General features: G+C 40.0%; 16 protein-coding genes and 1 pseudogene. 5 read left to right on the top strand and 12 right to left on the bottom strand.

Annotated elements, in window-relative coordinates:
- Positions 1 to 9: 9 nt before the first annotated feature.
- The 4 genes from VFC49_RS03215 to VFC49_RS03200 all read right to left on the bottom strand — a co-directional run bounded on the left by VFC49_RS03215 (position 10) and on the right by VFC49_RS03200 (position 1,479).
- On the bottom strand, positions 10 to 432 hold the full coding sequence (locus VFC49_RS03215; RefSeq protein WP_324736149.1) for a PPC domain-containing DNA-binding protein: 423 nt from the start codon (positions 430 to 432) through the stop codon (positions 10 to 12).
- 57 nt (positions 433 to 489) lie between these two features.
- Entirely contained in the window at positions 490 to 945 is a 456-nt protein-coding gene (locus tag VFC49_RS03210; protein ID WP_324736612.1) for a 6-carboxytetrahydropterin synthase, read from the bottom strand.
- A 62-nt stretch (positions 946 to 1,007) separates the two neighbouring features.
- Complete coding sequence (locus VFC49_RS03205) at positions 1,008 to 1,163, bottom strand: hypothetical protein (RefSeq protein WP_324736148.1); 156 nt, start codon at positions 1,161 to 1,163, stop codon at positions 1,008 to 1,010.
- Complete coding sequence (locus VFC49_RS03200) at positions 1,129 to 1,479, bottom strand: hypothetical protein (protein ID WP_324736147.1); 351 nt, start codon at positions 1,477 to 1,479, stop codon at positions 1,129 to 1,131. The genes VFC49_RS03205 and VFC49_RS03200 overlap by 35 nt, the downstream gene beginning before the upstream one ends.
- A gap of 118 nt (positions 1,480 to 1,597) precedes the next feature.
- On the opposite strand from VFC49_RS03200, the gene VFC49_RS03195 reads away from it, so the two are divergent.
- Positions 1,598 to 1,951, top strand: a complete 354-nt coding sequence (locus tag VFC49_RS03195) for a DUF134 domain-containing protein (protein ID WP_324736146.1) — start codon at positions 1,598 to 1,600, stop codon at positions 1,949 to 1,951.
- On the opposite strand, the gene VFC49_RS03190 is transcribed toward VFC49_RS03195, so the two are convergent.
- From VFC49_RS03190 to purB, 7 genes and pseudogenes are all read right to left on the bottom strand, one after another.
- A complete protein-coding gene (locus VFC49_RS03190) occupies positions 1,952 to 3,049 on the bottom strand; it encodes a radical SAM protein (RefSeq protein WP_324736145.1) in 1,098 nt (365 codons plus the stop codon).
- 84 nt (positions 3,050 to 3,133) lie between these two features.
- The gene (locus tag VFC49_RS03185) at positions 3,134 to 4,021 is read right to left on the bottom strand and encodes an ATP-binding protein (RefSeq protein WP_324736144.1); all 888 of its coding nucleotides are present in this window, start codon (positions 4,019 to 4,021) and stop codon (positions 3,134 to 3,136) included.
- Positions 4,022 to 4,026: 5 nt separating this feature from the next.
- Positions 4,027 to 4,887 (bottom strand): ATP-binding protein, encoded by an 861-nt coding sequence (locus tag VFC49_RS03180; protein ID WP_324736143.1) that lies wholly within the window; start codon positions 4,885 to 4,887, stop codon positions 4,027 to 4,029.
- 399 nt (positions 4,888 to 5,286) lie between these two features.
- Positions 5,287 to 5,652 (bottom strand): hypothetical protein, encoded by a 366-nt coding sequence (locus VFC49_RS03175; RefSeq protein ID WP_324736142.1) that lies wholly within the window; start codon positions 5,650 to 5,652, stop codon positions 5,287 to 5,289.
- A gap of 178 nt (positions 5,653 to 5,830) precedes the next feature.
- Positions 5,831 to 6,163 (bottom strand): hypothetical protein, encoded by a 333-nt coding sequence (locus VFC49_RS03170; RefSeq protein WP_324736141.1) that lies wholly within the window; start codon positions 6,161 to 6,163, stop codon positions 5,831 to 5,833.
- A 57-nt stretch (positions 6,164 to 6,220) separates the two neighbouring features.
- Positions 6,221 to 7,619, bottom strand: a pseudogene (locus VFC49_RS03165) (RsmB/NOP family class I SAM-dependent RNA methyltransferase).
- A gap of 315 nt (positions 7,620 to 7,934) precedes the next feature.
- Positions 7,935 to 9,296: an adenylosuccinate lyase gene (gene purB / locus VFC49_RS03160; protein ID WP_324736140.1), complete on the bottom strand. Its 1,362-nt coding sequence runs from the start codon at positions 9,294 to 9,296 to the stop codon at positions 7,935 to 7,937.
- 175 nt (positions 9,297 to 9,471) lie between these two features.
- Between purB and albA the strand changes: the two genes are divergently transcribed.
- From albA to psmB, 4 genes are all read left to right on the top strand, one after another.
- Positions 9,472 to 9,747: a DNA-binding protein Alba gene (albA, locus tag VFC49_RS03155; RefSeq protein ID WP_013467275.1), complete on the top strand. Its 276-nt coding sequence runs from the start codon at positions 9,472 to 9,474 to the stop codon at positions 9,745 to 9,747.
- Between the two features lie 116 nt (positions 9,748 to 9,863).
- The gene (locus VFC49_RS03150) at positions 9,864 to 10,541 is read left to right on the top strand and encodes an ArsR/SmtB family transcription factor (RefSeq protein WP_420719619.1); all 678 of its coding nucleotides are present in this window, start codon (positions 9,864 to 9,866) and stop codon (positions 10,539 to 10,541) included.
- Positions 10,542 to 10,598: 57 nt separating this feature from the next.
- Complete coding sequence (locus VFC49_RS03145) at positions 10,599 to 11,138, top strand: cyclic nucleotide-binding/CBS domain-containing protein (RefSeq protein ID WP_324736139.1); 540 nt, start codon at positions 10,599 to 10,601, stop codon at positions 11,136 to 11,138.
- Between the two features lie 123 nt (positions 11,139 to 11,261).
- Positions 11,262 to 11,861 (top strand): archaeal proteasome endopeptidase complex subunit beta, encoded by a 600-nt coding sequence (psmB, locus tag VFC49_RS03140; protein WP_324736138.1) that lies wholly within the window; start codon positions 11,262 to 11,264, stop codon positions 11,859 to 11,861.
- A gap of 17 nt (positions 11,862 to 11,878) precedes the next feature.
- On the opposite strand, the gene VFC49_RS03135 is transcribed toward psmB, so the two are convergent.
- Positions 11,879 to 13,504 (bottom strand): acyl CoA:acetate/3-ketoacid CoA transferase, encoded by a 1,626-nt coding sequence (locus VFC49_RS03135; RefSeq protein WP_324736137.1) that lies wholly within the window; start codon positions 13,502 to 13,504, stop codon positions 11,879 to 11,881.
- Positions 13,505 to 13,557: the final 53 nt, after the last annotated feature.

Below are 13,557 nucleotides of genomic sequence, written 5' to 3'. Positions count from 1 at the left end.
TTTGCTCCTTTAAATTTTTTCTGCATCCCAAAGTGCTAATCCATTCTTTTGAAGCTTTCTTTCCAGGGGTTCTCCGAGCAGTTCGTGAATGATGACTTCAGCGACAAATACTTCTCCTTCAATTAAGTGGCCACCCCATACCTTCCCTTCTTTGTCTCCTAAAGCTACATGGATATGGGCAAAAGGCCTCCCATCTTTCAGGCTGATGTTGCCCAGCGCAGAAAGGAGCTCATAAGTACCGCTTAACTCAATTACCTTATATTTGCCCTTTTCCTCTTCAAAATACCCGATTTTCGGGTTTCTTAGTGTCCCAATTGCACTCACGGTTCCGATAAGAACGTTGTTTTTTTCTGCGAATTTGTTAATGAATGTTAGGAACTCTTCTCCTTCTGGGATTCTAAACATAAAGTTTCTTCCTCTTGAGAATCTCATCTTCCTTCACCTTAAAAAAGATATGGTGAACAGGATTTAATCTTTTTGGAACAAACGTTAGCGTTCTAAGACTATCTCAGCATAGCTTCTTGGATCCTCCCAGACCTTAACTTTTATTCGCTTTACATTTTTCCCGGCTTTTTCTGCTATCCTCTTTGCAAACCACTCCGCTATAAGCTCAGCAGTAACATTGGGAGCATCGACTATGACTACTTCTTTTTTTGGAAGTTTGAGCTCTTTATCATTTCGAGCTATGATTATATAGTCACCCTCTTCCTTGATCCAGTTAATGCTCGTTAAAATGCGGTGATCGACTTCCTTAATGAGATTGCTTAAGTGATTGAAATCAAAAATCATGCCCCTCTCATCTAAGTCTCCCCAAATCTCAACATCGACGTTGTAGGTATGCCCATGAATTCTCAAACATTTGCTGTCGTAAGGCAGAGCCAAAAAATGCGAACTGTCAAAGTCTTTGTGCCATCCTATCTTTCTCTCTACAACTTTAAATTCCATCTCACCCACCACAGAGAGTTCCTTATGAGAAGTTATTAATCTTTCTTAAGCACCCCACATTTTTAGATCTTGATGAACCGTGAACCTCTGATGTCTTCTCTGTTAAAGGTATGCTTTTCAAAGATATGCTGCTTAAGCTCTTCGAGGCTCCTTGCTCTGTACCCGCAGAACGGACACACAAACTCAAAGCTCTGAGGCTTTATATACTCTTTCGTCATCCCCATCAAAAATTAATTCTGCCTCATATCTCTTAATATTTCCGTTGGTGTTAACCTCCACAACAACTTTAGCAGGAAAATCTTCAATTCCTACCTTAACCTCTTTCTTCACTATTGCCTGAGTAAAAACATCCCCAGTTCGCTTGAATTTAAAAATCAACGTATCTCCTTGTATTTCATACCCTTCATAAGTTATGCCACCCATTTTAAACGTTGCTTGTAATACCACTACTCTCTTCTCTTCCTTGATATGGCTCCAAGTGGCTATTGCTCCACCAACAATAAGCAAAACAATAATTACCACTATCTTTTTCATTGTCCCACCTGAAATTAAGTTCTGCATAACTTTCCTAAAAAACCCTTTGACAGTTTCAAGTTGGATTGAAGGGAAATCCCTATAAAGTCTGAATGAAAAATTCTTGCTTGGTGTTAAAATGCCTTGGGGAACAGGAAGAGGTAGAGGCAGAGGGCGAAGAAGGAAGATGCGCTTTATTGGTCTTATCCCAGAGATTAAGCACTTCTATCCAGCACGCCCACCTATTGGACCACCTCAGCCGCCGATTTTCATGACATACGAGGAGTTTGAGGCGTTGAGATTGGTGGATTATGAAGGACTAACTCAGGAAGAGGCAGGAAAGAGGATGGGCGTTTCGAGGGGAACGGTCTGGAGAGCTTTAAGCTCAGCGAGGAAGAAAGTTGCACAAATGCTCGTTGAGGGGAGGGAGCTGATAATTCTGGCACAGGGAAATGAGGTGCCAAAAACCCAAAGCTTGGATAACGAGGAGTAGTTATCTCAGTAGCCATGGATTTCCGATGTAAATGTTTTTTAGCCCAGCATCTTGAGCTGCTTTGTAAACGCTTTCCATTTGCCTCCTGCTTGTTGTTGGGACATCATACATTAAATGCTGGGGGGCAAAAGCCAACAGCACATAAGGGGTTTCTGGATTTATTCCAGCTATATACCTTGCAATATTAAATACTTCATGCTCATCAACATAATGGGGAACTACAAGAGTGCTGACAACCAAAAGGGGTAACTCTCTTCCTTTACTCATCTTCAAGACAAGCTTAACGTTCTCTTTTATCCTTTTAATAGCTTTTTCCCCGTTTATCCCTGTCAGAGCCTGATAAACACTTGGTGTGTATGCCTTCCAGTCGATCTTAACAATCCCTCCGCTTTTAAGGCTGAGCTCTGCCATTTTCATCATAATCTCTGGATTTTCCAGGCCGTTTGTCTCCCAGCAGATTCTTTTCATTTCTTTACCTTCTTCAGCCCGCTTTAGAATTTTTCTTGAGACTTTCAGAGCGTAAATGCTGTGCGGTGTTGGATCGCCTCCGAAGTAGCAGACACAAGTAACCCGTCTCTGCATAGCGATATTTGCAAGCTCATCTGTACTTAATACAATGCCTTCCCTAAGGTCAATTCTACCTTCCTTTATCATGTATTTGTGGTGAATGTTCTGGCAAAAGAGGCAGTCCAAGTTGCATCCGGCAAAAAATACAGCTAAGTTGTAAAAGCCGTAATGCTCCCGCTCAGGGCAGATGGGCTCAGCAACACAGTTTGTTGGATGAGGATCGAGATACCAGTGGAGATATGCTTTGTCAAATGTCCCGGTTATTGTGGTTAACCTTCCATTTTTGTTCCATATTATTCCACAGTAACCTGGACCACCTCTTGGAATTTTGCACTCATTAACACAGATTTTGCATTGGAGTTCCCCGTCCTTTGGCGGCTCTGGAGGAAGTCTTATAAGCTTACGCCACTTGAAGTGACTTTCCATTGCTGTTCTCAAAGCTTGATCGTTTTTTCTAAGGCAGTTAACACATACTCCAACTGATTTGCTTATATCTTCGGACTCATAACCACACATCTTGCACTTTGTCATTTCATGTGATATTGCTATAACATGGCTTTAGGTTTATCGGTAATGTCTAACAACTGAGACTTAAGATAAAAATAGAACTTAAGACTACTCCAAGATTTCATCCTCCACAGCTTTTGCAATTTCTTTAAGTGCTTTGCTGGCTTTTGACTCTGGAAATGCTTCAACAAAAGGCTTGAGCATAGTCATGCTATATGGAATTGCCCTATCGTAGGGTATTTCACCTAAAATTGGTATTCCCTCCTGCTCTGCGAACTCATAAAGCCCCTTAAAGCCGGGATTTATGTCTGCTTTGTTGATTATCAAGTAAGCTGGCTCCCTGAAGTGTTGGACAACCTTGTAAACCCTTTTAACATCGCTCAGTGATGCTGGAGTAGGCTCTGCAACGAGGATAGCAACATCTGCTCCGCCAACGCTGGCAATCACTTGACATCCAATTCCTGCCGCTGAATCGACTATCATGTGATCCAGTTCCTGCTCATGCATTATCTTTTTTGCCCACTCTTTTTCCTCTGTAACGAGCTTTCCAGAGTTTGGTCTTCCCACATCTAATTGAGCCGAAATCAATGGAAATCCATACCTCGTTGTTGCCTTTCTAATCACTCCAGAGCGAACTTCTTTAAGAGTTATTGTCCCTCTAACCGGGCACACAAGTTTACAGACTCCACAGCCTTCACATGTGAGCTCATTCACAACATATTTCCCATTCACAAGCTTTATGCTTTCATAGGGGCATCTCTCATAGCAAATACCACATCTAATGCACGTATCTTGATTTATCCTTGCAACTTTAACCCCTGTTAGCTCTTTCTCTTCTTCCCACTTTCTGACTCCAAAGAGCAGGTGGAGGTTTGGAGCATCAGCATCGGCGTCAACCGCTATAATCCTGTACTTGTCCTTAAGCAGATATATGAGTGAAGCCGCAACTGTTGATTTCCCAACTCCCCCTTTACCGCTTGCAATGACAATCTGCATTTTAATCACCTCAAATAGTTGGCAACCTTATCAGCAAGCTTTCTGAGAATTTCCGCTTCCTCACAATCGCTCAAAACAATTGGCTTTCCTTCAACGTAGCTCCTGAGTATGTTCTCACTATAGGGAATCTCAGCAATAATTCTGGCATTATATCTTCTGGCGAGTTCTTTTACATCCTCCTTCTTTCCTAAATCGCTTCTATTGATAACAACCCATGCCTCAATCCCCATAATATCTGCGAGCTTGAGAATTAGCTCTAAGTCATGAAGACCTAATGGCGTAGGTTCAGTGACAGCAATAATAAGCTGGGAATCCTCTAAAGCTTTAGAAACAGTGTTGCTCGTTCCTGCGGCAGTATCAACAATCAAAAGCTCTTTATTGAGTGCTTTTGCCCTTTTCTTTGCTGCAACGACGATAGGCATCGCTCTCTCTTCACCCTCCAACAGTTTGCCTGTAACCAACTGGAACCCATATGGAGTTTCGGTTAGATATGTGTAGCCCATCAGCTTTTTACCTTCCAAAATTGCCCCTTCAACGGGGCAGACTATCCGACAGGCACCACAACCGGAACATAGTGTTGGCATTAAGAACGGTGTTCCATCTCTCATAGTGATTATTGCATGTTCTTCACAAACCTCAGCACATTTCCTGCACTTAATACATTTGGAGTAGTCAAAGTGTGGCATAAAAAGCTCGACAGGTTCTTCATTTTGAAGTTCTATTCCTAAGAGTATATGGTCGTTGGGAGCTTCCACATCTAAATCCGCCAAAGTCAGGTCAAAGTAATTCCTCAGAGCAATAGCTAAGTTAATTGCGATTGTTGACTTCCCAGTTCCTCCTTTTCCTCCGCTAACTGCTATCTGCATTTCAACACCTCCTGAATTAGGGGAACCTAAAAGTTTAAAAATTTTGTGCGTATGCAAAAATTGTGAAACCATCCCTCAGAATTTTATGAGAATTTTGACGTTAGTTATAAGTAATATTTAGAATTTGTAATAGTCTTAGTCTTTTGTATGTTATATAATGTCCATTAAATTAACATTTAAATATGTAATATTTAATTAATTGCAATAAATTATAAAATTATTTATCTAAATAGTAGAAATTACAGAAATTTTACAATTTATGATAATAATATTTTTACGTTTTAAAGTTTTAGACAATGTCAGTTGTCTCCTGCACGAGCATTAGTATTAGTTGAATTGCATATTTTTATTCTCTAACCCCGCTTTAACAGCACAAAAATTGATTACGATTTGTGGTGGTTACTTTTCATATTTGTAGCATGGGCCGATACAACTCTCTCCCAGACGTTTATTATAAATATTGATTATCTCTTTCGATAGTTCTGGGTTGTTCTGTTCTATGTGATGGACATTTATTACAAATGCTCTGATGATGCTATCTCCAAGTCGCACAGATTTTTCAGGATAACCAGCCTCTTCCAAAACGTACTTTTCCAGTGGGGAGAGGCAATTAACCGGGATCACAAGTTCGAGGTATCCATTTTTTTGGTTTTCTCTGAAGAATGGTTGGCTCATATTTCGGTGGAGAACAGCTTGTTGAAGTTTTGTAATGATTATCTCCATTGCAAGAGGGTTTAGATGGGTATACTTTACAGTGCTGGTCATGGTACTCACCTGGTACACATCCCTCTAATTCATGATGATTTTTTACATCTTTTTAAACTTTGTTAATTTTACCACTATACATAATTGTCATATAAGGTTCATTATATCTAAAATTCTTGAACAAATGAATACAGAGAGCCATGGAATAAGCAATGCATTGAAAGAAAAAGAAAACAGGTCAATGGCCTTTATAGCTCTTCCAAAGCCCAATGACAAATGCAGGGCCAAGGAGTAAAGCTGGTGTTGCAATGCTCTCCATATAGATATAGAATGCCACTGCTCCGAGAGTGAAGGAAATTATGTTCAATGCAAGCATTAGCCTTTTATCCCTATTCCGACCCTTTGAGACAATATCTGATCCTACTTGTTCTATTGACCAAAAAGCAAGTAGCATGTACCCTATTGCTGCTGGTAACGCCAATATCCTTGATATTCCCTCAGAAAAGGCTCCAATGAAAAGAATCACTAAAGCAGCTCCTGCATAAAATATGAAGCCCAATATCTCCAGCATTTTTTGGTACACCTCAAATTTTATGGTATGGTGTGTTTTTAACTTTTGTCATATGGGTTATTCCGATTTCTCTAAGAGGGCGTAGAAGAATCCTATAGTACCATGTCTATGTGGATATGCCCTCATGGTACCTTTTAGCAGAGGAGATTCATCGTATGGGCCGTTTAGAGGTATTAATCGGAAATTATCATACGTCCCTAAAAACCATTCTATGTTCTCTTCATTCTCTTCAGGAAAAAGGCTGCATGTTGCATATAGTAACCTACCTCCTGGCTTTAAGAGATGAGCAGCAGCTTTAAGCAGGTCTTTTTGCAACTCGGCAATTTCTGAGATCTTATTTTCCCTCAATCTCCACCTTGAACTCGGGGTTCTTGCCTATGGTCCCGGATGACGTGCATGGAGCATCTAATAGAACTCTATCTGCAATTTCTTTCCCAAGAATTTTGGGAGCTTTTCTACCGTCTTTCCTGATTATTTTAACTATGTTTACGCCCATTCTTTTTAGAATTTCTTTCATCCGCTTTATTCTGAATTCATCAATATCAAAAGCATAGATTTTTCCTTTATTCCTCATAAGTTCTGCAATGTGGCTTGTTTTACCCCCCGGAGCTGCGGCTAAATCTACAACAGTCATTCCTGGCTCGGGGTCGAGAATTAGGGAAGCTACTGCACTTGCCTCCTCTTGTACCAAAATCTTCCCTTCTCTGAAGAGTTTGCTCCTATCAAAATCGTACGGCCCCTTTATTTTCACTATGGTTGGAACTCTTTCGCTTACTTTTACTTCCTTTCCTTCGCTTCTTAGAATCTTTACTACTTCATCCACAGTAGCCTTGAGGGTATTTACTCTAATGCTTGTCCAGTTATGTTTTGAGTTCACAGCTTGGAAGAACTGTTCCGTTTCCTCACCCAATAACTTCTTAATCCTTTTTATAAACCAAATAGGTGCAATATACTTCCATTCGAGGAATTCATCCCTATTCTTGAGTCTTAGCTTATAGCTAACGACTTTATCAAAGATGTCCCAGTAATACATGCCAACGTAGGGATGTGTCTTGGAGGATATAAAGTCGGATCCTTTCCATTTTAAAGCCTTGAGCGTACCGGGTTTAGAAGGATGAAAGAGTGACACATCTATTACAACCCTCAGGGCCGCCCTTAACCAGGGATCCAGAATTAGAGGATTAACACCAACAATATCCTTAATTACCCTATCTATTAATCCTTGTTTTTTCATAATGTCATAAAAGAGCATTGTGAGCATTCTGTTTAAATAATACTCATCAATTTGGTGTTTTTTAAATGCTTCTCTCTTTGCATATTGGCTGGGCTTTATAATCTCTGCCAATCTAACTGCCTCAATTAGAGCTCTAACTCCTTTTGGGGGGATGGATAGCTTCTTTTCTTTCTCCTTTTCTCCCTCAATGAGCTGTATTATGGCGTTTGAAATCTCTTCCATACTATTCTCCCCTTCTTGGGTTATGGGGCATGTTATTAAATCTTTTCGTCAATTTTAATATTTTATGTTGTAATTTTTTTAGATTTTTTACTATTTTTAGTTTAATATGTTGTTATAAACTATTAAAGTTTGGTTTTTTATAGCTAATAAAGATTAACAAATACTCTAAACAAAGATTTTGAATTAAAATTTATGAAAGTATAAATCATATAATTATAATAAGTAAAAATTCTCTGAAAATATTGAGAGATGCTCAATAATGCATTTATAAAATAATAAAAAGTTAATAAAATAAACACACCAAAAAACAAAGACCTAAGACCTTTGAGTTTCTTTTTGTTCAATTTCCTCTATATAATGAATTACACCATCTACTATCTGGGGAGCAAGTCCAATGTAGTTCTCTGGTCTTAACTCCTTAAAATCCTCATCATCTAAGTATTCTCTCACAACCTCATTTTCCTTAGCAACGTCGATTAAGTCCCTCTTTTCATAGAATGCTTTCATGGCGATTTGTCTAACAATTTCATGAGCCTCTTGTCTTCCCATTCCTTTTTCTGTTAACTTCAGCATCAATGGTTCTGCCATTATGAGGTTATTTGTTAAGTAGAGGTTACGTTTTATGTTTTCAGGGAAAAATTCCAAGCCAGAGAGCACTTTTTTCATATTTTTTAGCATTTCATCCAACAGCATGAATGTTTCTGGGAGGATTACTCTCTCCACTGAAGAGTTCGTTAAGTCTCTCTCGTGCCATAGTGGGTTGTTTAGAAGTGCCGGGATAACATTAGAATATATAACCCTTGCAAGTCCACATATTTTTTCGCTCCTTATTGGATTCCTCTTGTGAGGCATTGTTGATGAGCCAACCTGCTTTTTTCCAAAAGGTTCGCTAACTTCAAGAATTTCAGTTCTTTGAAGGTTTCTAATCTCAAGAGCAATTTTATCCAGAGTGGATGCGATCAAAGCTAAAATCATGACGAGCTCAGCATAAATGTCTCTTTGGATTATCTGATTGCTTATTCTTGCAGGTCTTAATCCTAAATCTTCCATAACTAAACGTTGGATTTGCAATCCTTTTTCTCCGAAAGATGCCATAGTCCCAACAGCACCGCTCATCTGTCCGACTAAAATTCTTTCTTTTGCTTGCTCTATCCTTTCAATGTGTCTCTGTATCTCATCAAGCCATATAGCAAACTTCATCCCGTATGTTGTGGGAACGGCATGCTGTCCGTGAGTTCTCCCAATACAAGCGGTGTGTTTATGCTCTTTTGCGAGTTCTTTTAGGATTGTTCTTAGCTCCCTCAGATCTTTAAGAACTATCTCCAGAGAGTCTTTAATAAGGAGGGCATTTGCAGTATCAATTATATCATTTGAAGTAGCTCCAAGGTGAACGTACTTGCCATGCTTACCGCAGACTTCGCTTAAAGCTTTTACTACAGCCATAATATCATGATAGATTTCCGCCTCAATTTCTTTCACTCGTTCAAGCTTGACGTATTTTGTATTGGCCTTTTCGCTTATTACTTCTGCACTTTTTTTGGGGATATTTCCGACTTTCGCATGTGCTCTCGCTAAAGCCGCCTCAACGTCAAGGAGTTTCTGTAACTTGTTTTCCTCTTCCCAGATTTTTCTCATTTCTTCACTGCCATAGCGATAATCGATTGGATGAACAGCCATGATATCACCAAATTGATGTAATAATTTTATCTTAAAAGCATTTGCCATGAACATCTTTGTGTCTAAGCGATGGAGAAATCCATGGTACATTTTTGCTGAATATTCAACCCAACCGAAAAGTATTTAACGTAAAACTCACGAAAAGGCTATGACAAAACTTTCGGAGGTGCCAAAGATGGCAGAAGAGCATGTTGTTTACATCGGAAAGAAGCCTGTTATGAACTACGTCCTTGCCGTTATAACCCAGTTCAACGAGGGTGCAAAGGAGGTCTCAATCAAAGCAAGAGGGAGAGCTATAAGCAGAGCTGTTGACGTTGCAGAAATCGTCAGGAACAGGTTCTTGCCAGAGGTTAGGGTTAAGGAGATCAAGATAGGCACAGAAGAGCTTCCAACTGCAGACGGAAGAACAGCAAACACCTCAACAATTGAGATCATTTTGGAGAAGCCATGAAGTTAACAGTTTAACTTTTCTTTCCTTTTCATCACTTTACAGATTTCTAAGTTTTAATTCCAGCTTATTTGAAGTAAAAGAAAATCTTAATATTTATTGCCTGCTTAGTTTTATTGGTGGGTTTTGTGGAATTTGAGACGATCAGCGTTGATGATGAGAAGGCTAAAGAGCTTGCTCAAATACTTATGAACGAGAAATCATTGGCCATTCTGAAGCTTCTTCAAGAGAAAACACTTTCTCTTTCTGAGATTGCCAGAGAGTTAGATCTCCCTCTTTCAACGGTTTCGTATCATATTGATAAGATGCTTAAAGTTGGATTGGTCGAAGTTGCAGGCAAGAGGTATGGAAAAAGGTTACAAGAAGTCAAACTTTACCGTGCATCCCCTAAACCTATACTCCTCCTTCCAAGAAAAATGTCTGTGAAAGAGAGGATATTAAGAACTTTTGAGAAAATTCAGGTAATCAGCTTAAGTATTGCGGGTTTAATTGCTTATGGAGTCTATACTCTTTCAAAAGCTGCGTTTGCTCCTACCGAACAAGCTCCAAAGGTTATAAAGGGAGAAATAATGAAAAACGTTACTCAAACTGCAGCGGAAAATGTTACCCAAGTAATGACGATCCAGAGAGCTCCTGAAGCAACAACTACAACGACCACTGTGACTTCTACCACCGTGCCTGCACTCCAGAAGGCTGTAACTCCGCAGCTGACACATCTCCCTCACATAATTGGAATTATAACGTTCGTAATACTTTTCTTAGCGTTTACACGCTGGTTTGCAAGAAGAAACCTCTAATCCCAAAACATTTTTAAGTTTCTTCTCATATCTCCACATGAGTAGGAGGGAATAGCAATGATGCCAAAGATAACTGTGGAGCAAGTGCTTAAAAGAAAGGCAGTGGTTGTTAAGCCAGATGATAGTGTCGATAAGGTTGCGAAGATTCTGGCCAAAAATAAGGTTAGCAGTGCAGTGATTGTTGAGAATGAGGAGATCATTGGGATAGTGACGGACAGAGATATTTTGGATAAGATTGTTGCCAAGGGTAAAAATCCAAAACATATTAAAGTCAGAGAGATAATGACTAAGAATCCAGTCAGAATTGAATACGATTATGACATCCAAGATGCAATTGAACTCATGATGGACAAAGGTGTTAGGAGAATACTTGTTACAAAATTGGGCAAGCCCATAGGATTTGTAACTGCAGCTGACCTGCTTGCAGCTTTGGCAATGTACAACAGTGAAGAGCAGGAAGTGGAATCAGTGGAAAGCGAAACTGAGGTCTATGGTATCTGCGAAGTTTGTGGACAGTATGGGCCGCTTTACAAGGTGTACATTGGTGGGCAGGAGAAATGGGTCTGTGAGAACTGTAAAGACTCCATAGAGCAGTAAATTTCAAATATTAATTTTTAACCGCTTTAAGGTTAGTTGATTTGTTGCTTTTCTTTTTGAGTGTTGTGTTTAAGCCAAACTTTAAAAAGTTTCCAGATTATTTTCACCTTAGGAGGTGAGAATATGGAAAAGAAGACTGGAACCACAACCGTTGGAATTAAAGTTAAGGAAGGTGTTGTTTTAGCAGCTGATACTCAGGCTTCTCTCGACCATATGGTCGAAACCCTTAACATCAAAAAGATCCTCCCAATCACAGATAGGATTGCAATAACGACTGCAGGAAGCGTTGGAGATGTCCAAATGCTTGCGAGGATGCTTGAAGCAGAAGCTCGATATTACCAGTTCACATGGGGAAGGCCAATGACTGCAAAAGCAATGGCAAATCTCTTGAGCAATATTTTAAATGAAAATAAATGGTTCCCTTACCTTGTGCAGATAATTATCGGTGGATACGTCGAGGAACCAACTTTGGCGAATCTCGATCCACTTGGAGGCTTGATATTTGACGACTACACAGCAACGGGTTCAGGTTCGCCTTTTGCAATAGCGATTCTTGAAGAAGGATATAGGAAGGATATGAGCATTGAAGAGGCAAGAGAATTGGCAATTAGGGCTGTTAGAACAGCTGGCAAGAGAGACGTTTACACGGGGGATAGGAAAATCCAAGTGGTTGTAATTACAAAAGAAGGGATGAGAGAGGAGTTCGTGGAGTTCAAAGAATAAAGATAGAACAAAAGCACTTAGCTGAGTGCTTTTTTGATTTCCTCTTTCAGTCTCATTTTTCCTGATAAGAACAACCTTTTGTCCATTTCTTCCAACTTCGAGCTCATTTTAGGCTCAAATTCCATTTTTGCCAAGATGTCTTTTTCTACGTCTACACCTGGAGCAACTTCCTCAAGAACTAATCCCTTTTTCGCCAGTTTGAATACTGCTCTCTCCGTTACATATATGACCTCTTGACCTCTTTCTAAGCCGATTTTACCATTATAAACTATCTTGTAAACTTGATTTACAAATTTGATAATGCTGCCGTCTTTAATGATTTTCAATTGTCCATTTTCAACTCTGATATCCCTCTTTCCTGCAGTAAATCCTCCAGCAAAGATTATTCTCGGAGAACCGAATGATATCACTGGAAAACCCCCAGGTCCGGGCAATCTGCCCGGCAAGATTGAAGGATTAACATTTCCATGCCTATCCACCTGCATGAATCCTAAGCTCGCAGCATCAATAACACCACCTTCATAATTGGCAAACTGATCTGCCATTGAAATTATAGCAAATGGTCCTATTGAGGCTCCGAAATCTGGTCCGCCTAATGCAACACCCCCAAAGGGTCCTGATTCAACTGTGGTGAAGAGGTAATCTTGGATGCCTTCCTCGGTTGCAATTGCTGCTACCTCTGATGGGACGCCGATTCCTAAGTTGACTAAGATTGGTCTGCCGAGCTTTTTGATGATCCCAACCATCTCAAGCAGAATTCTTCTTGCAATGACTTTTCGAATATTTAGCGGAATCTCTGGGACTCTTGGCTTAGCTGGAGGGATAATCTCACCGGAAATTCTTGGGTCATACTGAATGTTTGCACTCTGCTTATGGTATTCCTTTGGAGCAATGACTACATAATCCACTAAAGGTGCCGGAACTTTCACATCTTGAGGGTGTAGAGAGCCGAATCTTGCAATCCTTTCAACTTGGGCTATTACAATTCCCGGACTTGGCAGAGATTTAGCAGCCTGAGCCATATTTAAAATGTCTGTAAATGCTCCTTCTCTCTCTGTTGTTATGTTCCCAATCTCATCGCTCGTTGTTCCCCTTATGAATGCAACATTTGGCTTCGGAGCGGTGTATAGGAGATATTCCTCTCCGTTAATTTCGATCGGCTGAACCTTACATCTCCTCTTTTCTTTTGCGAGGTCATTTAAATACCCGGCATCTTGTCTTCCATCAAGGAACGTCCCTATTCCGACTTTTGTTATAACTCCTGGAAAACCTCTCGCAACTTCTCTGAAAAACCACGAAGCCGTTCCGATAGGCCATGTGTATCCTTCAATTTTATTTTCTTGAATCAGCTTTTGCAGATAGGGAGACCAGCCTGGATATGTAACAAGGATTCCCGAGAGGAAATCTTGATCTGGATCATTGTAAAGTTCTTTCATTATACTATCGAGAACACCGTTTGGGGCTGTTGGAATTGGATTGACTTCCAAGAAAATATTCTTCGGGTGTCCTGTCTCTTTGTAGTGCTCGAACAGTTTAAGAAGCAGATACTCCGGGGCAACAAGTAAGTTAAATCCTGAAACAGCTATTATTGAATTGTCTGGAATTTCATCAACTGCCTCGTTTACCTCCACAATCCTTCCCATGTAGCGGCACCAAATGTATTATAAGCGTATTCCACTAAATAACCTTTCGAAGG

Source organism: Thermococcus sp. SY098, from assembly GCF_035621495.1.
GTDB lineage: Archaea > Methanobacteriota_B > Thermococci > Thermococcales > Thermococcaceae > Thermococcus_B.
Note: the sequence above shows the minus strand (reverse complement) of the source record. Positions and strands in the feature narration are given on the sequence as shown.

Bases quoted from the DNA above. Each gene is read 5' to 3' on its own strand.
- VFC49_RS03215 (WP_324736149.1), bottom strand. From the start codon at position 432: ATGAGATTCTCAAGAGGAAGAAACTTTATGTTTAGAATCCCAGAAGGA.
- VFC49_RS03210 (WP_324736612.1), bottom strand. From the start codon at position 945: ATGGAATTTAAAGTTGTAGAGAGAAAGATAGGATGGCACAAAGACTTT.
- VFC49_RS03205 (WP_324736148.1), bottom strand. From the start codon at position 1,163: ATGACGAAAGAGTATATAAAGCCTCAGAGCTTTGAGTTTGTGTGTCCG.
- VFC49_RS03200 (WP_324736147.1), bottom strand. From the start codon at position 1,479: ATGAAAAAGATAGTGGTAATTATTGTTTTGCTTATTGTTGGTGGAGCA.
- VFC49_RS03195 (WP_324736146.1), top strand. From the start codon at position 1,598: ATGCCTTGGGGAACAGGAAGAGGTAGAGGCAGAGGGCGAAGAAGGAAG.
- VFC49_RS03190 (WP_324736145.1), bottom strand. From the start codon at position 3,049: ATGACAAAGTGCAAGATGTGTGGTTATGAGTCCGAAGATATAAGCAAA.
- VFC49_RS03185 (WP_324736144.1), bottom strand. From the start codon at position 4,021: ATGCAGATTGTCATTGCAAGCGGTAAAGGGGGAGTTGGGAAATCAACA.
- VFC49_RS03180 (WP_324736143.1), bottom strand. From the start codon at position 4,887: ATGCAGATAGCAGTTAGCGGAGGAAAAGGAGGAACTGGGAAGTCAACA.
- VFC49_RS03175 (WP_324736142.1), bottom strand. From the start codon at position 5,652: ATGACCAGCACTGTAAAGTATACCCATCTAAACCCTCTTGCAATGGAG.
- VFC49_RS03170 (WP_324736141.1), bottom strand. From the start codon at position 6,163: ATGCTGGAGATATTGGGCTTCATATTTTATGCAGGAGCTGCTTTAGTG.
- purB (WP_324736140.1), bottom strand. From the start codon at position 9,296: ATGGCTGTTCATCCAATCGATTATCGCTATGGCAGTGAAGAAATGAGA.
- albA (WP_013467275.1), top strand. From the start codon at position 9,472: ATGGCAGAAGAGCATGTTGTTTACATCGGAAAGAAGCCTGTTATGAAC.
- VFC49_RS03145 (WP_324736139.1), top strand. From the start codon at position 10,599: ATGATGCCAAAGATAACTGTGGAGCAAGTGCTTAAAAGAAAGGCAGTG.
- psmB (WP_324736138.1), top strand. From the start codon at position 11,262: ATGGAAAAGAAGACTGGAACCACAACCGTTGGAATTAAAGTTAAGGAA.
- VFC49_RS03135 (WP_324736137.1), bottom strand. From the start codon at position 13,504: ATGGGAAGGATTGTGGAGGTAAACGAGGCAGTTGATGAAATTCCAGAC.